We start from the raw sequence: 24888 nt of genomic DNA, 5'->3' as shown, positions 1-24888 counted from the left end.
CCTATGAGATCGAGCGCCGCCCGCGCGGCGCTTCGCAGCACAAGGCTGCTCCTACATCTGTTTCAGGCCAGTAACGCCTGCGCCAGCGCGCGCGACCGCCTTGTTTGTCCGACACGATATCGACGTGGATGCCAAGGGGCCGCGCGCCTCTACCTCAGGAATAACTGGCCCGAAACAGATGTAGGAGCAGCCTTGTGCTGCGAAGCGCCGCGCGGGCGGCGCTCGATTTATGCCCCACCGCAAAACCCGAGACAGGCACCAGGCACCCCTCACTCGGTTGCATTTACCCCCCGGCTAGCCCAAGCTCTGCCCTTCCCGCCGCCACGGATCGTCCGATGCCCAGACGCCACCGCTACCTGATCGCCCTGCTGCTGTTGATCCTGGTATCGGCCCTGTTCGGCTACCTGTGGCGCGACGCCCCACCAGCCCCGCCAACCCTGCCTGCGCACAGCTACGCCAAGGCCCTGCGCCAGGCCCATGAGGGCCAACCCGGCGCTGCACGGGTGCTGTACCAACAATTGCAGCGCACCGACCTACCGCCCATCCGCCGAGCGGCCTTGTATGCCGAACTGCCCAACTACCCTTCGCCCCAGGCATTGAAACTCGCCCGCCAGGACCTGGAACATGCCGACCCGCTGGTGCGCCGTGCAGCCATTGCCGGCATCCGCCGCCTGCTGCCGGCGGCGCAGCGCAGCCTGGTACTCGGCCCGCTGCTGGATGACGACGAGCAAAGCGTACGCTTTGCCGCGGTAGATGCCCTGCTCGGCCTTGCCCCGGATGACATCGGCCTGTATTTCGGCCCGCTGCAGGTCGCCTTGGAGCAATACCAGCAGGCCCTGGAGCAACAGCCCGAAGACGCCGACGCCCAGGTCCACCTGGCGCGCCTGTACCTGCACGAAAACGACTACACCCTGGCCGCCGCAGCCCTGCAACGGGCCCTGACGGTAGCGCCAGGCAACCTCGATGCACTGGCGACCCAGGTACGCCTGCTGGAACGCCAGGGCCATCACGACGCCTCGCGTCAGGTACTGGGCAAAGCCCTGGCGCTGAGCCCCGATTCAGCCTTTCTGCAGTACGAACTGGGGCTCTGGCTGAACCGTCACGAGCAGCGCGAATACGCCTTGCTGGCCTTGTCCCGCGCCGTCGAGCTGGACCCGGATAACGCCGACTACCGCTACACACTGGCGGTCACCCTGCATGAACTGGAACAACTCGACGCCGCGCAAAAGCAACTGGAAACCGTGCTCAGCCGCCAGCCGGCCAATCGCCGGGCACGGGTGTTGCTGATCCAGTACTGGAAGGAAACCGGCCAGTTGCAGAACGTGCAGGTACTGTTGGCCGAACTGGAGCGGCAGAACCCGGACGACCCCGTGCTGCAACAGGGCCTGTAGGCAACGTCCGAAAATTTGTTGAACCCTGGGGCTGTGCCCAAGGTCCAGTGGATATCAGACCACCCTGCAGGAGAGTCGTTTTGGCCAGTTCGTTGGCGCTGGACGAACGTGCATTGATCCTGGCGCCCCCGCCAATAGCCGCGGATACTGCTCGCCTGCTCGCTTCTGCGGGCATCGACAGCCTGTGCGCGGTCGACCTGGCCAACCTGCAAGCCTGCCTGGCCGAAGGCGCGGGCCTGGCGATCATCGCCGAGCAAGTGTTCAAACAGGGCCCAAGCGCGTTGCTGCAGGCATTCATCGACCAGCAACCGTGCTGGTCGGACCTGCCCATCGTGCTGCTCGGTCAAGGGAGCCAAGCGGCCGAGGGCTCGACCAACCACCCGGTGGGCAACCTTGTCCTGCTGGCCACACCGTTCGAAAACGCCCAGCTGCTGCACACGACCCAGTCCGCCCTGCGCAACCGGCGCCGGCAGTACCTGGCGCGCGACCAGCTGCAGGACCTGCAGCAACGCCTTGACGCCCAGGCCGCGCCTCCCGGCGAAGACCAGCAGCGCAGCGAGTTCGCCCGCCACCAGACGCGCAAGATGGAGGCCATCGGCCAACTGGCCGGGGGGGTCGCCCATGACTTCAACAACCTGCTCACCAGCATTGGCGGCAGCTTCGAGCTGATCGACCGGCGCTTGCGCCAGGGCCGCAGCGATGGCCTGGACAACGTGCTGCGCATGGGCCGCGAGGCAGTGTCACGCGCCGCCCGCCTGACCCACCGCCTGCTGGCTTTCTCTTCCCGGCAATCGCTGCACAGCCAGCAGGTCGACCTGCACGACCTGCTCCAGGCCAAGCGCCTGAAGGCTTGCCTGAGCCCGGCCGTGAACCTGCACGTGCAAATCGCCAAGGGCCTGTGGTCGGTCGAAGCCGATGACCAGCAGTTGCAGGAAGCCCTCGACAACGTGCTGCTCAATGCCTGCGAAGCCATGCCCAGTGGCGGCCAGCTGCGCATCGAGGCAAGTAACCAGCACATCGGCGCCGGGCAATTCCCCGGCGGTGCCCTGTGCGCCGGCGACTATGTACGCCTGCGAATCGTCGATGACGGCCAGGGCATGGCGCAAAGCACGCTGGAGCATGCCTTCGAGCCGTTCTTCAGCACCAAGGCGATCGGCCAGGGCATCGGCCTGGGCCTGTCGATGGTGTACGGCTTCAGCAAGCAATCCCACGGCCATGTCACCCTGCACAGCCAGATCGGCCAAGGCACCCGGGTGGACCTGTACCTGCCGCGCCATGTCGACCAGGACCAGGCACCGGTCAACACCGTGCAGCCCGTGCGAGGCTACCAGGGCCATCACGTGCTGGTGGTCGAGGACGACCCGCATGTACGCCAATTGCTATGCCAGGCCCTGCGCGAGGATGGCTTCGCCTGCCACAGTGCCGCCGACGCCAACGAGGGCCTGAAGGTTCTGCGTTCGACACAACCGGTGGATCTGCTGGTCAGCGATGTCGGCTTGCCCGGCATGAATGGCCGCCAGTTGGCCGAGATTGCACGCAACCTGCGGCCACGCTTGCCAGTACTGTTCATCACCGGCTATGCGGAAACGGCCATGGCCCGCGAGGGTTTCCTGGAGGCGGGGATGCACCTGATCTGCAAGCCCTTCGAGCTGAAGCAGCTGCAGGCCCAGGTGACCCAGATACTGGGCAAGCCCTGAACTGCTTCACTCCTCCAGCATGCGTAGCGCCTCATCCACCAGGTCCGCCAGCGCGAACGGCTTGTTCATCAATGCCGTGCCCGGCTGCTCGAGCAACTGCGCTTCGATCGGCTGACCCGCATAGCCGGTGATGAACAGGATCTTCTGCAACGGCAGCTGCATGCGCATGGCCTTGGCCACCTGGCGGCCACTGAAACCACCTGGCAAGCCGATGTCGGTGATTACCAGATCGAACGGGCCGTCATGGCGGAAGCGCTCCAGCGCACTATTGGCGTCGCCCACATCAATGACCTCAAAACCACGCTCGGTCAGGTACTCGCGCATTACCGCACGCAAACCGAGCTCGTCATCGACCAGCAACAGGCGCTGCCCCCCGGCCAGGCGCTGCGAGCGCTGCACCAGCGCGGGCGCCTCGGGTACCGGGTCATGGCACCTTGGGAAAAGCATGCAGACCTTGGTGCCCTGGTTCGGCTCCGACTCGATCCAGGCGTAGCCCCCCGACTGGCCGACAAACCCATACACCATCGACAAGCCAAGCCCTGAGCCACGCCCGACCGGCTTGGTGGTGAAGAACGGTTCAAAGGCCCTGGCAATGTCCACCGCCGGCATGCCGCGGCCATCATCCTCCACATGCAAGGCAACGTAGTCGCCTGGAGGCAGGCCGCCCTCATCCGGGAAACACGCCGTCAGCCGCTGGTTGATACTGCGCAGCGTGACATTGCCGCGATCCAGGCACGCTTCGCGGGCGTTGGTGCATAGATTGATCAAGGCATTTTCAAGCTGGGAAACATCAAGGTTCACCGCCCACGGCGTGACATCCAGCTGCCAGTGCAAACGCATCTCGGCGCCCAGCGTGCTGCGCAGCAGTGGTTCGCTCAAGCGCAATTGCCGGTTGAAATCCAGCGGCCTGGGCGCCAAAGGTTGATGACGGGAAAACGCCAGCAAGCGATGGGTCAGCTCCATGGCACGCTGCACCGAATCACGCGCCACCTCGACATAGGTCTCCACGCGCTCCAGCCGTCCTTCCTGCAGGCGCCGTTGCAGCAACTCCAGGCTGCCGCCGATGCCGGACAACAAGTTGTTCAGTTCATGGCCCATGCCCCCGGCCAACTGGCCAACCACTTCCAGGCGTTCGTTGTTGCGCATCAGGGCTTCGGATTGACGCGCGGCCTCTTCATGCTCCTCGGTGATGTCCCGCCCAACGGCAGTCAGCAGGCTGCCATCGAACCGCGCGCTCCAGCGAAAACAGTGGTAATGGCCATCGCAGTGACGCAGGCGCGTCTCTATCTGCTCGGCATTGCGGTATTGCAGGCACCCGGAAACCGCCACCTCAACCTCGGCGCGATCGGCCGGATGTACCAGGTCCAATACCGGAACACCCTGTACCTGCTCCTCGGCCCAGCCCAGAATGCGGTACCAGGCAGGGTTGGCGGCATGCACCTTCAGCTCGGGCGTAACCGTCATCATCGCATCACGCGACAACTGCCAGAACTGCTCGCGCTCCACCAGGTGTCGCTCGACCTGCTGCTCGTAGCCTTGCGCCTGCTCCCGCCAGTGGCGGTGCGCCTCAACGCTGGCCGTGGTCTCGATCACCGCGTGCAGAAAACCTGCCACGTTGCCCAGTTCATCGCGCAACGGTGTGTAGCCGAACGCATACCACAACGGCTCCCCGCCTTCGCCGCAGCCAACACGCAGTGGTGGGTCCTCGACAAAACTCGAGTGCCCCTCGAGCGCCTTGAATACCCACGGCCCCATCGCCGGCCATACATCGCTCCAAAGCGCATCGAAGGCCATGCCCAATGCATCCGGGGCAACCGGCCGCAACGCCCGGTAGCCAGCATTGTGGACAACGTTGAGGTCTGGCCCCCAGACCACGGCACACGGGAACGGTGACAAGTGCATCATGTCGACGGCAATGCGCAACGAGGCCGGCCAGCGCGGCAGCGGCCCGAGCGATGTGCGCCCCCAGTCGAACTGTGCAATCCGTTCGCCCATGGGGTCGATCGGTGCCAGCACAGGCGCCTGCAGAATGACCGGCGACGCAGGCTCGCGCGGCGTACCATTTTCGACCACTATCGTGACTCCAGCATGGTTCAGGAAAAGTACGGGCGCCCCGTGAATGTGGTTCACGGTAGCACAACACACGCCACGCAATATGGCGTACTTGCACCTGAGAGCTATGCTCATTAGGTTTTCCCTCGGGCCAGGGAGCAACGGCCCATTCAGGTTGCCGACGGGAGCGTGGTCATGAGCAAGAAAATGCTGGTGGTGCTGACCAATACAGCCAAGTATCCGACCCTCAAGCGGGCGACCGGGTTGTGGCTGGGGGAAGCCGTGCACTTTGTTGAAAAAGTCGAGAAGGCCGGTTATACGGTCGATTATGTCAGCCCGCTGGGCGGCTACGTACCCGTCGACCCGCATAGCCTGCAAATGGCCCCCGACCTGGACTGGCAGTGGTATGACGACAAGCGCTTCATGACCCGCCTGGGCAACACCTTGAGCCCTGGCCAGGTGAAGGCCGATGAGTACCGCGTCATCTATTACACCGGCGGGCACGGGGTGATGTATGACTTTGCCGACAACCAACCGCTGCAAGACCTGGCACGCCGGGTCTACGAGAACAAGGGCATAGTCGCAGCGGTCTGCCATGGCGTTGTCGGGCTGCTGAACATCAAGCTCAGCGACAACAGCCTGTTGCTCAAGGACCGTCAGGTAACCGGCTTCTCCAATACCGAGGAGAAACTGGTCGAACTGGACAAGGTGGTCCCCTTCTTGACGGAAAACGAGCTGGGCGCGCGCGGCGGTATCTACAGCAAGCATGATGACCCGTGGCAGCCGTATGTGGTTGCCGATAGTCGGCTGATCACCGGGCAGAACCCTGCCTCCACAGAATTGCTGGCCGAGAAAGTGCTCGAGAAACTCAAGGGCCATTAGCGGCCTACGCCGGGCTTCCGGATTTCCCATAACGCGCACTGCACCCGGCCTACAGCCGGCCGGTCATTGAATACATAGGCTCAGGGTTCAACTGTTCACCACGAACAGTTTCGGACCGGAGAGCAATTGGCCTATGTCGAAAATCATGCACGCCGGGCGCAGCTTGCTGGAACTGCTGCTGCTCATCGCCTTGGGCCTGGTGCCCGTGGTTTCAGGGTTGCTGGTAATGGTATTCCAGCTGGAAACGAAACTCGCGGAAAACGCGAACATCTCGGTCCAGGAGGCAGTTTTCAGTGTTGATCAGGCGTTGGACCGCATGCACGAGACCGCTCTTCAGGCCCTGCCCTTTGCGGGCAAACCGTGCAACGACGTCATCGGCAAGTTGCAGGACCAGGTGGCCGGCCGCTCCATGGTGCGTTCGCTGTCCCTGATCAAGGGCAACCAGGCCTACTGCAGCACCACTTCGGATTCACTGGCTGACTTGTCGGCCCTTGCCCTGTCCGGCCGCCAGGTCGAACTGGCTTACGGCTCAGGGGCAGCGACCAACAAACTGCTGGTCAACTTTTACCTGGGTGGCAACGACAACGGTGTCATAGTGACCGCCTATGCCATGCAACTGCGCAACGAACTGGACGGTTTCCAGGACGGCTTGACGCTGCTGCTGGAGTTTGGCGACCGGTACATCTGGAGCCACGGAGACAGCCGCGACAGGCAACGTCCCTCTCAGTCCGAGTTCACTGCAAACGCGCACTCGGTCAAATATGGATATCAGGTCAAGGGTGGCTACGCCCAAGGCTATACCGCCCGGGAAGCCCGCCAGTCGATGCTGCAAATCCTGCCTTCGCTGATGCTGGTGGGGATCGTGACAGGCTCGATTGTCTATCTGGCCCTGTTCAGGGCGCGGGTCGGCCGGCGTGGTACCGCCGCCAACCATGCATGACGGCGGCGGTACTCCAAAGGGGATCAGTCGGTGCTCAGCACACCACGGCGCACCTGGTCGCGCTCGATGGATTCGAACAGGGCCTTGAAGTTGCCCTCGCCAAAGCCGTCATCACCCTTGCGCTGGATGAACTCGAAGAACACCGGGCCGAGCAGGGTCTCGGAGAAGATCTGCAGCAGCAGGCGCTTGTCATCAGGCTGGGAAGCGCCATCGAGGAGAATGCCGCGTGCTTTCAACTGGTCTACCGGCTCGCCGTGACCTGGCAGGCGCTCTTCGAGCATCTCGTAGTAGGTTTGCGGCGGTGCCGTCATGAAGCGCATGCCGAAGCCCTTGAGGGCGTCCCAGGTCTTGAGCAGGTCATCGGTCAGGAAGGCCACGTGCTGGATGCCTTCGCCGTTGAACTGCATCAGGAACTCTTCGATCTGCCCGGAGCCCTTGGACGATTCTTCGTTCAGCGGGATGCGGATCATGCCATCCGGTGCGGTCATGGCACGCGAAGTCAGGCCGGTGTACTCACCCTTGATGTCGAAATAGCGGATTTCGCGGAAGTTGAACAGCTTCTCGTAGAAGCCGGCCCAGTACGACATGCGCCCGCGATAAACGTTGTGGGTGAGGTGGTCGATGATCTTCAGGCCGGCACCCACCGGGTTGCGGTCCACGCCCTCGATGAACTTGAAGTCGATATCGTAGATCGAGCTGCCTTCCTCGAAACGGTCGATCAGGTACAGCGGCGCACCACCGATGCCCTTGATCGCCGGCAGGCGCAGCTCCATCGGGCCGGTTTCGATTTCCACTGGCTGGGCGCCCAGTTCCAGGGCGCGGGCATAGGCCTCGTGGGCGTTGCGCACGCGGAACGCCATGCCGCATACCGACGGGCCGTGTTCGGCGGCGAAGTACGAGGCGATGCTCTTGGGTTCGTTGTTCAGGATCAGGTTGATGTCACCCTGGCGATACAGGTGCACATCCTTGGAACGGTGGGTAGCGACCTTGGTGAAGCCCAGCATCTGGAATACCGGCTCGAGTACACCAGGGGTCGGCGAAGCCAGTTCGATGAATTCGAAGCCCATCAGGCCCATTGGATTGTCGAAGATATCAGCCATGTTCGTGTCCTCATCTGCAGCGAAAAAATTATTGATTGCGTGGGATGTGGCACGGAAACGGCGGTGAGCACGGGATACCCCGCACGCTGCGGGCGAGGAAGTCACCTATTATCAGCTTGAACCCATGGTATGTCATATGGACCCATTCTCGGCGGGCTTGATCCTTCGGTATCGAAGGACCTTATTGTTGTATTCGTAAATCGATTCTACATTGCGTAAAATGGTTTGTCGCGCTTTAGTTGCTCACGGGTTCCGACAAGCGGCTATCCTCTCGTAATTATTCCTACAGATCAGGTCAGCATGCCCCTTACCGTCAAACGCCGCGCCGGCTTCGGCTGGCGCACCCTGTTGCCCTGGGTCGTCGGCGTGCTGCCGGTGGCGTGCGGCCTGGCTGTGATGAACTGGCAGATCGAGCGCGAAATGCAGGCCAGCAGCCAGGCCACCGCGCGCCAGGTGGTGGAACACGTCGAGCGCATTCTCGACAACCTGTCCAGCGCTGCCAATGCCCTGCTGCCACTTGTCGACAGCCCGTGCGACGAGGCCCAGCTCATGCTGCGCGCCCAGGTCACGCGCAAAGCCTTCGTGCGCTCGACCAACCTGTTCCGGCACAACGCCCTTTATTGCACCTCGCTGTTCGGCGCATTCGACGAGCCGGTCAACCCCGGTGACTACATCGACGGCAAGCTGTGGCTGATGGACGGCAACTCGGTCACCCCGGGCCACCCGCTGCTGGTGTATCGAGCCAGCGACGGCGACCGCGGCGCGATCAGTACGGTGGATGGCGAACACCTGCTGACGGCGCTGCGCCTGATCGGCCCCGATGAAGACCTGCAGATCCGCGTGGGCGATGCCTGGCTGGGCAAGGATGGCATCGTGCACAAAGGCGTGCCCCCTGCAGCGGCCAGCGCGAATGTGCAGCTGGGCTCGACCCGTTATCCGTTCAGTGTGCATGGCGGCTACGGCGCCGACAAGCAGGCCCAGCTGTGGCGCAGCCACTACCCCGCCCTGTTCGGCTTGCTGCTGGTACTGGGCGCGGTGGCCGCCCTGGTGTGCCGCTGGCAGGTTCGCCGAGCCACCTCGCCCCGTGCCGAACTGCGTCGGGCCCTGGAGGCCGACGAGTTCCTGCCGTACTTCCAGCCGGTGGTGCGCAAGGGCGACTACCGCTGGGCCGGCGCCGAAGTGCTGATGCGCTGGAACCACCCGCGCGAAGGCCTGGTACGCCCCGACCTGTTCATCCCCTACGCCGAACACAGCGGGCAGATCGTCGCCATGACCCGTGCGCTGATGATGCACACCGCGCAGAACCTGGCACCCTATGCCGGGCTGCTGGAGGACGGTTTCCATATCGGCATCAACATCACTGCCGACCACTGCCGCGACTTCAGCCTGCTGGACGACTGCCGCACCTTCCTCCAGCACTTCCCGCCAGGCCGGGTGGTGCTGACCCTGGAGCTGACCGAGCGCAAGCTGATCGAGGCCACGCCGGTGGCTCTGGAACTGTTCGAAAAGCTCGACGCCATGGGTGTGAAGATTGCCCTGGACGACTTCGGCACCGGCCAGTCGAGCCTCAACTACCTGCGCCAGTTCAAGGTCGACTACCTGAAGATCGACCAGAGCTTCGTCGCCATGATCGGTGCCGACGCGCTGTCGGTACACATCCTCGAGACCATCATCGAGCTGTCGGCCAAGCTGGGCCTGGGCATCGTTGCCGAGGGCGTGGAAACCGAAGCCCAGCGCGACTACCTGGCCCGTCACGAGGTGGACTTCCAGCAGGGCTACCTGTTCGCCAGGCCCATGCCGGCTGCCCAATTCCTCGAGGCGCTGGCGGCACGCCCGGCTGCGTCGCGGTTGCCGCAAGCCGCGCCCCCTGAGATCATGCGCGGCTGATCCACCCGCTCAATTCCCTATTCGAGGCATTCGTGTCAAAAGGCATTCTTTCGTCGGTCATGGCGTCCTGTCTGTTCGCCGTGATGTACTTCTATACCTCTCTGCTCACGCCGCTCGATGGCGAAGAGATCTTTGGCTGGCGCACCCTGTTGACGCTGCCCTGCCTGACCCTGTTCATGCTTGTCTCGAAAGACTGGAAACGGGTGGGTGAACTGCTTGCCCGGGTAAAACGCACGCCGCTGCTGTTGCTGGGCATGGTCGGCACATCGTGGCTGATGGGCGTGCAGCTGTGGCTGTTCCTCTGGGCACCCCTGCACGGGCGCAGCCTGGAAGTGTCGATGGGCTACTTCCTGCTGCCGCTGGCCATGGTCCTGACCGGGCGGCTGGTGTATGGCGAGCGCCTGTCACGCCTGCAGAAGGTGGCCGTGGCCTGCGCCGCGCTGGGCGTGGGCCACGAGCTGTACCAGCATGGCAGTTTCGCCTGGGAAACCCTGGTGGTGACGATCGGCTACCCGATCTACTTCGTGTTGCGCAAGCGCTGCCGCACCGAACACCTGGGCGGCCTGTGGTGCGACATGTGCCTGCTGTTGCCCTGGGCGTTGTACTTCGTGAGCCAGGGCCCGCTTTCCCCTGCCGATCTGCAGGCACACCCCGGGCTGTATGCGTTGATCCCGATCCTCGGGGCGATCAGCGCCTCGGCCCTGATCGCCTACGTGCTGGCCAGCCGCCTGCTGCCGTTCAGCCTGTTCGGCCTGCTCAGCTACGTCGAACCGGTGCTGCTGGTGGGCGTGGCACTGCTGCTGGGCGAAACCATCGGCCCGGATCAGTGGCTGACCTACCTGCCGATCTGGGCCGCGGTGCTGGTGCTGGTGATCGAGGGCTTCAAGCACCTGCTGCGTCAACGTCGCCGCTCGGTGTAAGCCGAACCTGGCGCACCCGCCGCTCCTCGACTGCAACTACGGTCAGCGTCCAGCCATTCCAGGCCAGGCGGTCGCCAACCATGGGCAGGCGGTCGAGCAGGCTCATCACCAGGCCCGCGAGGGTCTGGTAGTCCTCGGTGGCGCGGGCGCTGAAGCCGGTACGCGCCTGCACCTGACTCAGGTTCAACGCACCGCTGACCACAAAGCCTTCACCTTCCTGGACGATGCCCGGGCCTTCGACCTCGCTGGCATCCGGCAGCTCGCCGGCAATCGACTCGAGGATATCGGTCATGGTCAGCAGGCCGGTGAAGTCACCGAACTCGTTGACGACGAAGGCAATGTGCGTCGACTGGCCTCGCATCTGCTCCAGGGCGTTGAGGATGCTGAAGCTTTCCAGCAGGTTCAGCGGTACCCGGGCCATGCCTTCCAGATCGGGCTGGCTACCCGACAGCAGTTCCTTGAGCAGCTCCTTCTTGTGCACGAAGCCCAGCGGCTCGTCCACGCGGCCATCGCGGATCAATGGCAGGCGCGAGTACGGAGAATTGGCCAGGGCCTGGGCAATGGCGTCGGCCGGCTGCGCCAGGTCGATCACATCGACCTCGGCGCGGGCGGTCATCACCGTGCGGATCGGCCGCTCGGCCAGGTTCAGCACGCCACTGATCATCACTCGTTCACGGCGGTCGAACAGCACCTGCTCCTCACCACCTTCGACCAGGTCGGCGATTTCCTCGCCCACCTCGTCAGCCTCGACCCGGCGGCCACCCAGCAGGCGCAGCACGGCATGCGCGGTGCGCTCACGCAGCGGCCGGTGCTGCTGCAGGCTGCGCTTGCGGCGGGCACGGGCCAACTGGTTGAACAGCTCGATCAGGATCGAGAAGCCGATGGCCGCGTACAAGTAGCCTTTCGGGATATGGAAGCCCAGGCCTTCGGCGGTAAGGCTGAAGCCGATCATCATCAGGAAGCCCAGGCACAGCATGATCACCGTAGGGTGGGCGTTGACGAAGCGGGTCAGCGGCTTGCTGGCAACGATCATGATGCCGATCGAGAAGATCACCGCGATCATCATCACCGACAAATGCTCGACCATGCCCACCGCGGTAATCACCGCGTCCAGCGAGAACACCGCATCGAGCACCACGATCTGCGCAACGATCGGCCAGAACGCGGCATGGCGCACCGCGCCACTGGCCTGGGTCACATGGCCTTCCAGGCGTTCGTGCAGTTCCATGGTGGCCTTGAACAGCAGGAACACGCCACCGAACAGCATGATCAGGTCACGGCCGGAGAAGCTCTTGTCGAACACCTCGAACAACGGCGCGGTCAGGGTGACCATCCACGAGATACTGGCCAACAGGCCCAGGCGCATGATCAACGCCAGGCTCAGGCCAATGACCCGCGCGCGGTCGCGCTGATGCGGCGGCAGCTTGTCGGCGAGGATGGCGATGAACACCAGGTTGTCGATACCCAGCACCAGCTCGAGGACGATAAGCGTCAGCAGGCCCAGCCAGGCCGTGGGGTCGGCTAGCCATTCCATTAGCGGGTACTCACGAGGGCAGCGTCACGAGGACGGGAGAAGGAAGGCCTTGAAGGCCGGGGACTGGGGGGCTCCGCGAAGGTGCTCATATGGACCTTGATAGCAAATTGGGAAAATGATCCTACAAGCACAGCAGCTTTCCGGAATAGCGCAAAACTATTACAAAACCTGTAACAACCCCCTCCAGAGCCACGCATTCCCCTGTGGGAGCGGCCTTGTGTCGCGAAAGGGCTGCGCAGCAGCCCCTGGATTGCAGCATCTCTGCGAACATCGCTGGGGCCGCTCTGCGGCCCTTTCGCGACACAAGGCCGCTCCCACAGAAAGGCATAAGCCCAATGTGGGTACTTTTCTTCAATACCGCAGGCTGTCGATGCCCGAGCATGGAGGCCACCCTCAACCAAACGGATCCCCCTCATGAGCCTGTCCCTGTCCATGGCCGCTTTCGCACTGGCGGCCTCGATCTCCCCCGGCCCGGTCAACATCGTTGCGCTGGGCAGCGGTGCCCGCCATGGCCTGCGTGCCAGCCTGGCGCATGTGGCTGGCGCCACGCTGGGCTTCTGCCTGTTGCTGGTGCTGGTCGGGCTGGGCCTGCATCAGTTGTTGCTGCGCTGGCCTTTGCTGGGCCTGCTGTTGCACTGGGGCGGCGTGGCGTTCCTGCTGTACATGGCATGGAAGCTGGCCAGTGACGATGGGCAGCTGGGCAGCGCCCATCCCGCCCAGGCCCCCTCGGCCTGGCACGGCGCGGCGATGCAATGGCTCAACCCCAAGGCATGGCTGGCAGCGGTGGCCGGGGTTGGCGCCTACACCGGCGGGGAGCAGCAGTTGCTGTGGCTGTTTGCCTGGATTTACGGTCCGATCTGTTTCATTTCGGTGGCCAGCTGGGCGTGGGCCGGGAGCGTGGTTCGCCAGTACCTGGGCAACCCACGGCACATGCGCCTGCTGAATCGGGGCTTGGCGGTGCTGCTAGTGGGCAGCGCGGTTTATCTGGTCATTCAAGGCTAGCTGCACCAGCCCTGTCGCTGCCCTCAAGACCTGAGCTGTACCTGTAGGAGCTGGCTTGCCGGCGATAGGGCCATCACAGTCAAAATGGCAATTCAGCCGAATGCATTGCGGTAATGCCCCGGCGTCGCCGCCAGGTGCTGCTTGAAGGCCCGCTGCAGGTGCGCCTGGTCGGCAAACCCGGCCTCCTGCGCAACTTCGGCGATTGCCCGGCCCTGGCGCAGTTGCGCCCTGGCCAGCTGCACGCGCTGGTCGATCAGGTAGCCATGCGGCGTCAGGCCGAAGCGTTGGCGGAACGCGCGAATCAGGTAGGAACGCGACAGGCCGCAGGCCGCGCAGATGTCGTCCAGGCTCAGCGGGTCGCCACGATGGGCGCGTATGAACGCTGCCGCCGCGTCCAGTCGCGGGTTGCCCTCGTCGTTCACACTGGCATTACCGCCAAGCATGCCCGGCAGTGCGCCAAACAGTGCCGCCAGGCGGCCTTCGCGGTCCGGCACGCTGGCATCGAACAGGTCGGCAAAGGCCTGCAACAGGCGCCGGTACAATACCGGCGAGCTACTCCAGGCCTGGGCCGGCAAGGCAAACCCCAGCGCCTGCAACCAGGGCATGTCGACGAACAACATCAGGTAGGACCATGGCTCCCCGGCGATGGGGTTGCAGGCGTGCACCACGCCTGGGTTCATCAATACCGTGGCACCAGCCGCCACCTCGATGCACTGGTCACCGTACAGGTAGGTGCTGCGCCCACCCGTGATCACCCCGATGGAAAAGCTCTCGTGGGAATGCGCGGCGTAGCACACCTGGCGCCCGTCCCCTACCCGCCGGGCTTCGACGAAGGGCAACGCCGGGTCGCGCCAGAACCGTGATACTTCGATCATCCCTCACCCCGCTCGCCGCTGCCATGCGCCTGGATACTACACGCTTGTCACGAAATCAGCAGGCAACCGCAGGCCATATATCCAACCCGCGTTATCCCATTACCACTTGGCCATCGATAAATACCGTTTGATGCCCCCTCTTTGCATGAAAGGAGCATCGACATGCCAGCCATCAACCCTCATCAACCCTTGCTCGAGGCGCAGCTGCCGCATTGGGCGCGCCAGGTAACGCCCAATCAATGGGCCGCGTTGAAGCGAACCCAGATCGCCCCGTGGAAGGCGCAGGACTGGTTCGCCAATGCTGCCCCCGACCTGCGTGAAACAGTGCATGCCAGCCAGGCGCGCCTGATGCAGGCGCAAGCAGCCTTGGCCGGCTCGCTCAAAGGCCTGAAACAGATCACTGAATTCGCCGAGCCATTGCTGCAACGGCGTCTTGCCGAACAAGGCTTTCACGCGCCGCTGCGCAATAGCCAACTGCTGCGGGTCGAGCGCAGCTGGCACTGGGCAGCCCTGCGCTATCTTTACCGCCATCGCCGCGACAACCTGCTACAGGCCGCCCTGCAGAACTTCGCCAGCGACGAAGTGTTCACCGCTGAAAGTGCCATTGCCCTGGGCGATAACATTCAGGTGACGCCGATTCTGGTACAAGGCTCCGCCCCCTTCGGCATGCAATCACCCGTCGCGCACTTTCCATTGCAGTCGGAGCACTATCAGGTGGAACGGCTGCCACTTGAGCCGGCCGCTTTCGCCACACAGTGCCGTGACCTGGACCTGGGTGAGGCTTACCAGGCCCACCTGGCACAGCACCTTGCCCAGCCCGCCACCCGGGCCTTGGCCATCCAGGTTCAGAAAGACCGCCTGCGCCTGGCGGCCGACCTTGCCTTTCTGCGGCACCTGCTTGACGGCAGCACGCGCGATCAGGTCGAACAGCTTTTGCAGGGTGGTGCCGTGAGGTGCTGGCAACTGGCGCTGTTCGGCACGCCCCTGCACGAGGTCATGCTGATCGATGCCGGCAGTGCGGGGCTGGCGCTGTACCTGCCCGGCCATGACCCGGCCCTGCGTCAATGCAGCAACCTGGAAGCGGTACACGACACGCTGGCGACCTTGCTGCTGGAGCCCGATGCCCGCCAGGCCTTCACGGCCTACATCAGGCAGGACCAACGCACGCACTTTCTCGACCTGTTGCAGCAGAACCTCGACGCCACGGGCAACACGGCCTTTGACCGCCCTTGGCAGCGCGCAGCGCAAGCGGACCTGCGCCCCACACGCGTGGCCATCACGGCCGAGCCTTTCGGCCACTACCAGGACCTGCACCTTGCTCGCCTCAAGCACGAAGCCAGCCTGCTGGCGGTTCCGACAGCAATGGCCGATGCCAACGCGCGAACCAGGCGCCTGGAGGAATGGGAAAGCCTTGGCCTGGATGCACTCGGTATTGCCGCGTTCTTCATTCCGGGTGCAGGCACCCTGATGCTGGCCGTCACTGCCTGCCAACTGCTCGGCGAGGCCTTCGAGGGCTACCAGGCCTGGCATGAAGGCGACCGTCACCTGGCGCTGCGCCACCTGGAGGCGGTCGGCCTGAACCTGGCCCTGATCGGAGGGTTCGTGGCAGCGGGCAAGGTCGTGCCCAAGCTGTTCAACAGCCCGTTGATGGAAAGCCTGCAGCAAGTACGCGGCAACGACGGGCGCTACCGGCTCTGGAATGAAGACCTCGCCCCCTACCGCAGTGCCGTGACACTGCCCGAAACCCTGCAGCCCAATGCACTTGGCCAGTACCTGTATCAGGGCCGGTATTTCATCCGCATGGACGGCCAGCTCTTCGAACAACGCTTCGATCAAGACCTGCAGCAATGGCGGGTCATTCACCCCGACACGCCCGACGCCTGGCAGCCACCGCTGACGCACAATGCCCAAGGTGCCTGGCGCGGCCAGCATGAACAGCCCGGCCAGTGGCCATTCGCGAAGCTGGCGCGCCGTCTCGGCCCTGCATATGCCGCTTTCACGCCAGAGCACTTAACGCAGGCCGGCCGCCTCTGCGGCATCGACGCCGCGCAGTTGCGCCGGGTGCACCTGGAAGGCCGAGCAACGCCCGCGCTGTTGCTCGATGTCCTGCTACGCATGGCGGCACAGGCCGAGGTAGAGGCGTTGGCCGACAGGGCCCCGCCGGGCCTGTTCGAGCGCCTCTACAACGGCAGCGCGCCCACCACCCCGTCAACGCAGAAACTGCTCGCTGCCTATCCGCGGCTTTCCCCTGCCCTGGCCACGCGTTTGCTGACACCGCTGGGCGAGGCTGAATCGCTCGCCTGGCAACAGCAGGGTCAGCTACCCATTCAGGTTCGCCAGGCACTGGAACAGGTGCACAGCGAGCTGCCTCTGGTACGCGCCCTGGAGGGTGTGCTTCAGCCAGCCCGGGCCAGCAGCGACAGCGAACGCCTGCTGTTCAGCGCCTTGGATGCCATGCCCGACTGGCCTGCGGACCTGCGCCTGGAGCTGCATGGCGCAAGCCCCCAAGGCCCTTTGCTGGAGCATGTCGGCAGCGACCAGGCCAGCACCCTGCGCCGTGTGATCAAAACGGCCGAAGGCTATGAGGTCGACCGAGGCGAGCGCCCTGCACCTGGACCGCGTGATCCGGACCTCTGCCGTGCCATAGAGCAGGCACTGCCACGCTCGCATCGCGATACGCTGGGTATCCCGACGGCCGATGGCAGCTCGCTACGCCAGCGCGTACTGGGTTGGGTCGACCTGCACAGACAGACACTGGCCCAACGCTTCTGGGGTCACCGCGCGCTGGTGCGCAAGCCCATGGGCGGCTTGCGCGGCGGTCGGCCGCTTGACCCCGAACCGCCTCAGCCGCGCCTGGCAGGCTCGCTGGCCGGGGCCTATCGGCGCTTGTTCCCCGACGCCACCGACTGGGAATTCGAAAACTGGCTCGGCAACGACGAGGACAACCCGTACGTCGATGACATTCGCTCACCCACACAGCGGCTGCACGACCTGCAGCAGCGGCTGGATACGTTGCGCCGCGACCTGCATGAATGGGCCCGGCCCGATCCGCAGCGCCCTCACCAGCGGCACCTGGCCATCCGCCCCATCCTCAACGCCTGGCGGCGGCTGTCGACCGTAGCGCTTGAAGGGGGTGGCAGCCTGCACAGCCTGGACCTGTCCGGCCTGGAGCTGGACAACCAGGACTTGGCCAGCCTGGCCTTGCCAGACGACTTCACCCATGTGCAGCACCTGTCACTCAGCTACAACCGTTCGCTCAGCCAGTTGCCGGCCGAGTTCTACGAGCGCTTCCCCAACCTCAATCGCCTGCTGCTGGCCGACTGCCGGTTCGACACCGTGCCCCGCCTGGGTAACCCTGAGCACCTCGCCTGGCTGGATATGGAAGGCAACCGCATTACCTGGAGTAGCCAGGCTCAGCAGGCACTGAACCGCTGCACCGGCCTCAACGTGCTGGACCTTTCGGGCAACCCGCTGCTGCAGGCCCCGGACCTGCGCGGCCTGGCCTTTTTGAGGACGCTGTTCCTGAACGACTGTGCGCTCAGCGAATTGCCGCAAGGCCTGGACCAGATGATCGAGCCCATCATCCTGGACATTGGCGACAACCAGCTGCTGCGGCTGCCAGACGACTTCAACCTGCCACGGCCAGTCGCAAACGCCCTGCGCCTGGAAAGCGAATGGCTGGGCGAACCTGTGCTCGCGCAGATCGAGGCCTACAACACCGTGCATCAGGTGGACCTGCTGGTGTGTGAAGGTGACTACCTGGAATTCTTCGAACAGACCGGCCCGGCCGAACTGGCCCTGTGGCAGCGTTTGCCGCTGCAGTATCGGCGCGACCTCAGGCCCTTGCTTGAACTTGAACCGTTCCTGTCCCACCCAAGGCAAGCCCGTGCAGAGTTCTGGCGGCGCCTGGCCCTGATCGAGGCAGACCCCGCCCTGCGTCAGCAATGGTTGACGCACCCACCGTACGACCTGTTCAACCTCCCGCTTTGACCGCCCCCGAGTGCCTGCCTGCACGACAGGCAGGCATTTGCGGCCAGGTTAAGCCAGACTGGTGTTTTTCCGGCGGCCGGTGCATGCTCGCAGCTGAAGCGATTCACCCGGCTTGAAACCCGCCCAGCAATGTGAGGTGCAGTACCCATGGACCGTCTGCTCGATTCACTCTTCCCCAGCGCCGAGAACATCCCGGAAACCTGGCGCCTGGAAGCCCCCCTGGAACAACGCGACTATCTGGTGAACGGCGAGCTCAGGCGCTGGGACGGCCCCCTGGCCACGGTGCGCAGCCCGGTCTGGCTCAAGGAAGGCAACGATGAGCATCAGGTAGTGCTGGGCAGCGCCCCACTGCTCGATGCCGACACCGCGCTCACCGCCCTCGATGCCGCCGTGCAGGCCTACGACAAAGGCCGTGGCGCCTGGCCGAACATGCGCGTGGCCGAGCGCATCCAGCACGTCGAGACCTTCCTGGCGCGCATGCGTGAACAGCGCCAGGCCGTGGTCAAGCTGCTGATGTGGGAGATCGGCAAGAACCTCAAGGATTCGGAAAAGGAATTCGACCGCACCTGCGACTACATCGTCGACACCATCAACGCCCTCAAGGACCTCGACCGCCGTTCCAGCCGCTTCGAGCTGGAACAGGGCACGCTGGGCCAGATCCGCCGTGCACCACTGGGCGTGGCCCTGTGCATGGGGCCATACAACTACCCGCTGAACGAAACCTTCACCACGCTGATCCCGGCGCTGATCATGGGCAACACCGTGGTGTTCAAGCCGGCCAAGTTCGGCGTGCTGCTGATTCGGCCGTTGCTCGAGGCCTTCCGTGACAGCTTCCCGCCGGGGGTGATCAACGTCATCTACGGCCGTGGCCGGGAAACGGTGAGCGCGCTGATGGCCAGCGGCAAGGTCGATGTGTTCGCCTTCATCGGCACGCACAAGGCCGCCAGCGACCTGAAGAAGCTGCACCCGCGCCCACACCGGCTGCGCGCCGCGCTTGGGCTGGATGCCAAGAACCCGGGCATCGTGCTGCCCCAGGTGGACCTCGACAACGCCGTCGAAGAGGCCGTCACCGGTGCGCTGTCGTTCAATGGCCAACGCTGCACGGCGCTGAAGATCCTGTTCGTCCACGAGGACGTGGTCGATGCCTTCCTCGACAAGTTCCAGCGCAAGCTGGCCGCGCTCAAGCCCGGCATGCCTTGGGAGCCGGGCGTGGCGCTGACACCGCTGCCCGAGCCCGGCAAGGTCGACTACCTCGACGGCCTGGTCGCCGATGCCACCGCCAAGGGCGCACGCGTGCTCAACGAAGGTGGTGGGCACAGCCGTGGCTCGTTCTTCTACCCGGCCGTGCTGTACCCGGTGAAGAGCGATATGCGCGTGTACCACGAGGAGCAGTTCGGCCCGCTGGTGCCGGTAGTGCCCTACCGCGACCTGCAGACGGTGATCGACTATGTACTGGACTCCGACTACGGCCAGCAACTGAGCCTGTTCGGCAATGACCCGGCGACCATCGGCAGCCTGGTCGACATGTTCGCCAACCAGGTCGGGCGCATCAACATCAACGCGCAATGCCAGCGCGGCCCCGACACCTACCCGTTCAACGGCCGCAAGAACAGCGCCGAAGGCACCCTGTCGGTACATGACGCCCTGCGGGTGTTCTCGATCCGCACCTTGGTCGCAACGCGCTTCCAGGAGGCCAACAAGGAACTGATCAGCGAGATCATTCGCAACCGGCAGTCGAGCTTCCTGACCACCGACTACATCTTCTGACCGCCGCGCTTATAGAGAATCGGTCTATCGCCCCTGTCGATTTTCCATCCGCGCAAACGACTCTAAGCATCAGGGCGCCAACCGGCGCCCACTTCCAAGGAGAGTCGAACATGGCAGCCAAACCCATTCCCGAAGGCCAGCACAGCATCACGCCCTACCTAACCATCAATGACGCCGCCAAGGCCATCGAGTTCTACAAGAAGGCCTTCGGCGCAGTGGAAATGTTCCGCCTCGATGCCCCTGGCGGCCGCGTTGGCCATGCCGAGCTGAAAATCGGCGATTCATCGCTGATGCTGGGCGACCCCTGCGACATGGAAGGCGGCCTCACCGCCAGCCAGAAGCTCAGCGGCACAGGCGTGGGCCTGCACCTGTATGTCGAAGACTGTGACAAGGTCTACGCCCAGGCCCTGGCCGCCGGCGGCACCCAGTTGCATCCCTTGACCGACCAGTTCTACGGCGACCGCAGCGGCACCCTGAAAGACCCGTTCGGCAACATCTGGTTCGTTTCCACCCACAAGGAGGACCTGACCCCCGACGAAATTCGCGCCCGCGCGGCGAAGATGTTCGGTGGCAACTGAGCGGTAAGTTGAAAGCGGCGCGACTTTGCTTGAAGCTTGGGGCTCGTAGCTGGGAGCTGCTTCATGCGAATCATCGACAAAACCGCCGCACAGGTCCGTAGCCTGACCCCTGCAGAAGAGGAGCTGCTGGTCGGCTTTGCCACCTGCAGCCTCGCCGGCCCGCGCCTGCTGCAGGCCAACCAGTTGCTGATGAAGGTGCGCAACGCCAACCAGTGGCTGGCCTGCGACTGCCGCAACGATGCCTTGCCGGTATTCAATGTCACCCTCAACGGCAGCACCGGTACGCTGTTTCTCAAGAACAACCCGGGTACCGCCGAACACGCGCCCGGCTGCCCGTTCACCAAGGACGAGCGGGAAGCGGCCGAGCGCGAGAACGACCCCGCGCCACCCGCTGCCTGGCTGCCGCCCGACACACCGTTGCGCCTGATCGGCGATTTTCGCAGCGGCACCGCCGGTGCCGGCGGCGATGGCAGCGAGCGGCGCGACCAACAGCGCCTGCTGTCACTGCTGCTGACCTGGATCGAGACCAGTGGCCTGAACCTGTATGCCACGCACCTGAAAAAGGACCTGACCGGGCAGTTTGCCGAGTTGCGCAGCGTTGCCAGCCGCTATCCGCTGCTGGAACGGGTGCCCGCCAGCAACTACCTGGAAACCCGCCTGGACATGAAGCACATGATGATGCTCAAGTCCCGCCTGCGCGAAGCCACGGTGTTCGGCAACCACCGCCGCCACGGCCTGCTGCTGGACTGCGTGGACCAGATCAAAGGGCGCAAGCTGTTCAACAACCGCAGTGAAGACGGCTTTGACTTCCAGGGCCACCACCTGTACTGGGGCGGCAACCGCACCAACGGGCCATTGCTGGCGCTGATGCTCTATTCACCGACCAGTGCCGGCAGCCATTACTACGAGCTGATCCATGTCGCCAGCGTACCGGTACTGTCCCGCGCCCACCTGTTCCCGGTGTATCGCGACGAAGAGCGCGAGCCGCTCAAGGCCCTGGTATCGCTGGTCGACTGGATGGCCGGCAAAGGTGTGAAAGTACAGATGCGCCGCCCGGTGATCGGCGGCCAGGTGATGGATGAACTGGTAATGACCTCGGACCAGGACCGAGTGTTGTCGGTATCGTTGCTGGAGCAGCCAATCGGCCCCGAACCGGATACCGAAAACTTCAAGCGTTACGCCGACTTCAAGAGCCTGGAAACCTTCCGCAAATTCGTTGCCGGCTTCTTCATGCGTGAGCGCTGAGCCCATCTCCCGGCACACACAAAACCTTGTAGGAGCGGCCTTGTGTCGCGATGGGCTGCAAAGCAGCCCCGGCAATTCATGCACTAGTGCAGAAACCCAGGGGCCGCTTCGCGGCCCTATCGCGACACAAGGCCGCTCCTACAGGTACAGCGACAACCTCGAGATCAACGCTGCATCCGTGGGAGTTGCTTGCCGGCACAAATTCGTCGCTGGTTTCTTCATGCGTGAGCGCCGAGCACCATCTACCAGCACACACAAAACCTTGTAGGAGCGGCCTTGTGTCGCGATGGGCTGCAAAGCAGCCCCGGCAATTCATGCACTAGTGCTGAAACCCAGGGGCCGCTTCGCGGCACTATCGCGACACAAGGCCGCTCCTACAGGTCCAGTGCATGCCTTGAGGGCGACGCTGGCCATGTGGAAGCAACTGTCTTGCTCAAATTCTAAAAGTTGGCGCGATCCCCTGTGGGAGCGGCCTTGTGTCGCGAAAGGGCTGCAAAGCAGCCCCAGCAATTTCAACTATTGCGCATCAATCCTGGGGCCGCGTTGCGGCCCTTTCGCGACACAAGGCCGCTCCCACAGGTACAGCGACAACCTCGAGATCAACGCTGCACCCGTGGGAGCTGGCTTGCCGGCGATGAGGCCCGTACAGGCTGCATGAGGTTTGTGTATCAACCCAGGAACAGCTTGTACGCCGGGTTGTCGGTCTCATCCCAGTACCGGTACCCCATCTCATCCAGCGCCAATGGCAACCCCGCCAACTCATCCCCCGGTACTTCCAGCGCCGCAAATACCCGTGCCTCCGCCGCACCATGGTTGCGGTAATGGAACAGGCTGATGTTCCAGCGCTTGCCAAGCCGCTCCAGAAAGCCCAGCAAGGCCCCCGGGCGCTCGGGGAATTCGAAGCGCAGCACCCGCTCGTCAGCGCCGGGCGCGGCATGGCCGCCAACGGTATGGCGCACATGCAGCTTGGCCAGTTCGTTGTCGGTCAGGTCCAGTACGCTGTAGCCCTGCTCGCGCAGGCTGGCCAGCAACTGGTCGCGCGGGTCGTGCAGCGGGTGTGTCTGCACACCCACGAACAGCCGCGCCTCCTTGCCGGGGTAATAGCGGTAGTTGAACTCAGTGATCTGCCGCTTGCCCAGTGCCTGGCAGAAGGCGCGGAAGCTGCCCGGCTGTTCCGGAATGGTGACAGCGATGATCGCCTCGCGCTGCTCGCCCAGTTCGGCACGCTCGGCCACATGGCGCAGGCGGTCGAAATTGACGTTGGCCCCGGAATCGATGGCCACCAGGGTCTGCCCCTGCACGCCGTCGCGCGCCACGTACTTCTTGATCCCGGCCACGGCCAGGGCCCCGGACGGTTCGGTGATCGAGCGGGTATCGTCATAGATGTCCTTGATCGCCGCGCACAGCTCGTCGCTGCTCACGGTCACCACTTCGTCAACGAAGTGCCGGCACAGCTCGAAGCAATGGGCGCCGATCTGTGCCACCGCCACACCATCGGCGAAGGTGCCGACCTGCGGCAGGATCACCCGCTCACCAGCGGCCATGGCAGCCTGCAGGCAGTTGGAGTCCTCCGGCTCGACGCCGATCACCTTCACCTCGGGGCGCAGGTACTTCACATAGGCGGCAATGCCAGCGATCAGCCCACCGCCACCCACCGGCACGAAGATGGCGTCCAGCGCACCCGGGCGCTGGCGCAGGATCTCCATGGCCACGGTGCCCTGCCCGGCGATCACATCCGGGTCATCGAACGGTGGCACGAAGGTGGCACCTTCGCTGTCGGCCAGTTTCAGCGCGTGGGCCAAGGCATGGGGGAAGCTCTCGCCGTGCAGCACTACATGGCCACCGCGCGAACGTACCCCTTCCACCTTCAGCGACGGCGTGGTGGTAGGCATGACGATGGTGGCCTTCATGCCCAGGTGCGATGCCGCCAGGGCCACACCCTGGGCATGGTTGCCCGCAGAGGCGGTGATCACGCCACGCTCGCGCTGCACGGTACTCAGCCGTGACAGGCGGGTGTACGCACCGCGGATCTTGAACGAGAAAGTAGGCTGCAGGTCTTCCCGCTTGAGCAACACCTGGTTGCCCAGGCTGGCAGACAACGCAGGCGCAGCTTGCAAGGGCGTTTCGATGGCCAGGTCGTACACCGGGGCGGCAAGAATGCGCCGCACCTGCTCCGACAGCAGTTGCTGGGGGGGGACGGTAGAACGAGGGCTGACGAAGCTGGTCATCGATGACTCCTTGGCTGTGTTCACGTTGCCCAGGAGTCAGAGAGAAGAAACCCGCCTCCAGGGCGGGTTCGGTGCACGTACGCGCTAGCCCGCCAAGCTGATAATGGCGGTAATAATAATGGCGTTGACGTGCGTGAAAGTATTCATGGGGTAGCAACTTAGCCGGTAGTACGGCACAAAGTCAACACTTCGCCTGCTGCGCCGAAAGCGGTACATCGAACACCTTGTCGAAGCCCCACTGGAACACAAACGCGTAAGCGAAGAAGAACACGAACAACGCCAGGTTGGTCAGCAACGCCGCCCACAGGCTGACATCCAGCCAGTACGCCACCAGCGGCAGCAGGATCAGCACCAGCCCGCCCTCGAAGCCCAGGGCATGCAGCAGGCGCCGCAGGAAAGTGCGCTCACGCCGGTGCTGGCGCGCTTCCCAGCGCTCGAACACCCAGTTGTAGGCCATGTTCCAGCTCATCGCGATGCCCGACATCAGCACCGACAGCACGGTCGACTGCGCCATGCCGGCACCGAACGCCAGCTCCAGCGCGGGCGCCACGCAGGCGACAGCGATGGCTTCGTAAAGAATGGCCTGGACGATCTTGCGTGCCTTGCCTTGCATGTTCAGCTCCCTGGGTAAACGACCTGTAAAGCTACAAGAAGTGGCCCACAAGAAAAAGCCTGAAATTTGGACAACCCCGCGTTCGGCTGCTTGTATCTATCCAGTACAAACGGCGACAAGTCGTACAACTTCGTCCAGGGAATCGAACGAGGATATAGACGATGGCCCACCCCTTCCTGCCGGTGAC

17 protein-coding genes are annotated in these 24888 nt (G+C 64.0%); 11 read left to right on the top strand and 6 right to left on the bottom strand.

Translation table 11 applies throughout. The features are described 5' to 3' along the window. Positions 1–335: 335 nt before the first annotated feature. Both ABIB24_RS02250 and ABIB24_RS02245 read left to right on the top strand, forming a co-directional pair. Complete coding sequence (locus tag ABIB24_RS02250) at positions 336–1391, top strand: tetratricopeptide repeat protein (protein ID WP_354316063.1); 1056 nt, start codon at positions 336–338, stop codon at positions 1389–1391. An 80-nt stretch (positions 1392–1471) separates the two neighbouring features. Next, complete coding sequence (locus ABIB24_RS02245) at positions 1472–3088, top strand: response regulator (RefSeq protein ID WP_354316062.1); 1617 nt, start codon at positions 1472–1474, stop codon at positions 3086–3088. Between the two features lie 6 nt (positions 3089–3094). Here the strand turns inward: ABIB24_RS02245 and ABIB24_RS02240 are convergent, their stop codons facing one another. Continuing rightward, complete coding sequence (locus ABIB24_RS02240; protein ID WP_274120595.1) at positions 3095–5161, bottom strand: PAS domain-containing hybrid sensor histidine kinase/response regulator family protein; 2067 nt, start codon at positions 5159–5161, stop codon at positions 3095–3097. A 174-nt stretch (positions 5162–5335) separates the two neighbouring features. Here ABIB24_RS02240 and ABIB24_RS02235 point away from each other — a divergent pair, with 174 nt between their 5' ends. Both ABIB24_RS02235 and ABIB24_RS02230 read left to right on the top strand, forming a co-directional pair. Then, complete coding sequence (locus ABIB24_RS02235; protein WP_137164113.1) at positions 5336–6022, top strand: type 1 glutamine amidotransferase domain-containing protein; 687 nt, start codon at positions 5336–5338, stop codon at positions 6020–6022. 133 nt (positions 6023–6155) lie between these two features. Further along, on the top strand, positions 6156–6962 hold the full coding sequence (locus ABIB24_RS02230; RefSeq protein ID WP_137164114.1) for a CSS-motif domain-containing protein: 807 nt from the start codon (positions 6156–6158) through the stop codon (positions 6960–6962). A 23-nt stretch (positions 6963–6985) separates the two neighbouring features. Here ABIB24_RS02230 and hppD read toward each other — a convergent pair whose 3' ends face one another. Beyond that, positions 6986–8062, bottom strand: coding sequence for a 4-hydroxyphenylpyruvate dioxygenase (gene hppD / locus ABIB24_RS02225; RefSeq protein WP_025339331.1), 1077 nt, complete (start codon positions 8060–8062; stop codon positions 6986–6988). Positions 8063–8362: 300 nt separating this feature from the next. Here hppD and ABIB24_RS02220 point away from each other — a divergent pair, with 300 nt between their 5' ends. After that, positions 8363–9949 carry an EAL domain-containing protein gene (locus ABIB24_RS02220; protein WP_137164115.1) on the top strand — a complete coding sequence of 529 codons (1587 nt, stop codon included), beginning with the start codon at positions 8363–8365 and terminating at the stop codon, positions 9947–9949. Between the two features lie 32 nt (positions 9950–9981). Further along, positions 9982–10869: an EamA family transporter RarD gene (gene rarD, locus ABIB24_RS02215; RefSeq protein ID WP_354316061.1), complete on the top strand. Its 888-nt coding sequence runs from the start codon at positions 9982–9984 to the stop codon at positions 10867–10869. On the opposite strand, the gene ABIB24_RS02210 is transcribed toward rarD, so the two are convergent. Continuing rightward, positions 10832–12403, bottom strand: a complete 1572-nt coding sequence (locus tag ABIB24_RS02210) for a TerC family protein (protein ID WP_354316059.1) — start codon at positions 12401–12403, stop codon at positions 10832–10834. The two genes, rarD and ABIB24_RS02210, sit on opposite strands and share 38 nt — an antisense overlap. Before the next feature lie 414 nt (positions 12404–12817). Between ABIB24_RS02210 and ABIB24_RS02205 the strand changes: the two genes are divergently transcribed. Then, positions 12818–13405, top strand: coding sequence for a LysE family translocator (locus ABIB24_RS02205; protein WP_025339335.1), 588 nt, complete (start codon positions 12818–12820; stop codon positions 13403–13405). A gap of 92 nt (positions 13406–13497) precedes the next feature. Here ABIB24_RS02205 and ABIB24_RS02200 read toward each other — a convergent pair whose 3' ends face one another. Continuing rightward, on the bottom strand, positions 13498–14280 hold the full coding sequence (locus tag ABIB24_RS02200) for an AraC family transcriptional regulator (protein WP_274079197.1): 783 nt from the start codon (positions 14278–14280) through the stop codon (positions 13498–13500). A 162-nt stretch (positions 14281–14442) separates the two neighbouring features. On the opposite strand from ABIB24_RS02200, the gene ABIB24_RS02195 reads away from it, so the two are divergent. From ABIB24_RS02195 to ABIB24_RS02180, 4 genes are all read left to right on the top strand, one after another. Beyond that, the gene (locus ABIB24_RS02195) at positions 14443–18270 is read left to right on the top strand and encodes a dermonecrotic toxin domain-containing protein (protein WP_354316057.1); all 3828 of its coding nucleotides are present in this window, start codon (positions 14443–14445) and stop codon (positions 18268–18270) included. A gap of 147 nt (positions 18271–18417) precedes the next feature. Next, a complete protein-coding gene (locus ABIB24_RS02190; protein WP_354316056.1) occupies positions 18418–20037 on the top strand; it encodes an NADP-dependent glyceraldehyde-3-phosphate dehydrogenase in 1620 nt (539 codons plus the stop codon). A gap of 110 nt (positions 20038–20147) precedes the next feature. Beyond that, a complete protein-coding gene (locus ABIB24_RS02185) occupies positions 20148–20615 on the top strand; it encodes a VOC family protein (RefSeq protein WP_354316055.1) in 468 nt (155 codons plus the stop codon). Positions 20616–20678: 63 nt separating this feature from the next. Beyond that, positions 20679–21860 carry a DUF8534 domain-containing protein gene (locus tag ABIB24_RS02180; protein WP_354316054.1) on the top strand — a complete coding sequence of 394 codons (1182 nt, stop codon included), beginning with the start codon at positions 20679–20681 and terminating at the stop codon, positions 21858–21860. A 668-nt stretch (positions 21861–22528) separates the two neighbouring features. Here the strand turns inward: ABIB24_RS02180 and ilvA are convergent. Continuing rightward, entirely contained in the window at positions 22529–24088 is a 1560-nt protein-coding gene (gene ilvA, locus ABIB24_RS02175) for a threonine ammonia-lyase, biosynthetic (RefSeq protein ID WP_354316053.1), read from the bottom strand. Between the two features lie 181 nt (positions 24089–24269). Then, positions 24270–24701 carry a PACE efflux transporter gene (locus ABIB24_RS02170; RefSeq protein WP_025339342.1) on the bottom strand — a complete coding sequence of 144 codons (432 nt, stop codon included), beginning with the start codon at positions 24699–24701 and terminating at the stop codon, positions 24270–24272. Positions 24702–24888 lie beyond the last annotated feature (187 nt).

This window comes from Pseudomonas sp. UYEF17 (assembly GCF_040546125.1).
Taxonomy (GTDB): domain Bacteria; phylum Pseudomonadota; class Gammaproteobacteria; order Pseudomonadales; family Pseudomonadaceae; genus Aquipseudomonas; species Aquipseudomonas putida_Z.
Note: the sequence above shows the minus strand (reverse complement) of the source record. Positions and strands in the feature narration are given on the sequence as shown.

What these genes read in the sequence shown, in the direction of transcription:
- ABIB24_RS02250 (WP_354316063.1), top strand. Translation starts at nt 336, where the DNA reads ATGCCCAGACGCCACCGCTACCTGATCGCCCTGCTGCTGTTGATCCTG.
- ABIB24_RS02235 (WP_137164113.1), top strand. Translation starts at nt 5,336, where the DNA reads ATGAGCAAGAAAATGCTGGTGGTGCTGACCAATACAGCCAAGTATCCG.
- ABIB24_RS02230 (WP_137164114.1), top strand. Translation starts at nt 6,156, where the DNA reads ATGTCGAAAATCATGCACGCCGGGCGCAGCTTGCTGGAACTGCTGCTG.
- hppD (WP_025339331.1), bottom strand. Translation starts at nt 8,062, where the DNA reads ATGGCTGATATCTTCGACAATCCAATGGGCCTGATGGGCTTCGAATTC.
- ABIB24_RS02220 (WP_137164115.1), top strand. Translation starts at nt 8,363, where the DNA reads ATGCCCCTTACCGTCAAACGCCGCGCCGGCTTCGGCTGGCGCACCCTG.
- ABIB24_RS02210 (WP_354316059.1), bottom strand. Translation starts at nt 12,403, where the DNA reads ATGGAATGGCTAGCCGACCCCACGGCCTGGCTGGGCCTGCTGACGCTT.
- ABIB24_RS02205 (WP_025339335.1), top strand. Translation starts at nt 12,818, where the DNA reads ATGAGCCTGTCCCTGTCCATGGCCGCTTTCGCACTGGCGGCCTCGATC.
- ABIB24_RS02200 (WP_274079197.1), bottom strand. Translation starts at nt 14,280, where the DNA reads ATGATCGAAGTATCACGGTTCTGGCGCGACCCGGCGTTGCCCTTCGTC.
- ABIB24_RS02195 (WP_354316057.1), top strand. Translation starts at nt 14,443, where the DNA reads ATGCCAGCCATCAACCCTCATCAACCCTTGCTCGAGGCGCAGCTGCCG.
- ABIB24_RS02190 (WP_354316056.1), top strand. Translation starts at nt 18,418, where the DNA reads ATGGACCGTCTGCTCGATTCACTCTTCCCCAGCGCCGAGAACATCCCG.
- ABIB24_RS02185 (WP_354316055.1), top strand. Translation starts at nt 20,148, where the DNA reads ATGGCAGCCAAACCCATTCCCGAAGGCCAGCACAGCATCACGCCCTAC.
- ABIB24_RS02180 (WP_354316054.1), top strand. Translation starts at nt 20,679, where the DNA reads ATGCGAATCATCGACAAAACCGCCGCACAGGTCCGTAGCCTGACCCCT.
- ilvA (WP_354316053.1), bottom strand. Translation starts at nt 24,088, where the DNA reads ATGACCAGCTTCGTCAGCCCTCGTTCTACCGTCCCCCCCCAGCAACTG.
- ABIB24_RS02170 (WP_025339342.1), bottom strand. Translation starts at nt 24,701, where the DNA reads ATGCAAGGCAAGGCACGCAAGATCGTCCAGGCCATTCTTTACGAAGCC.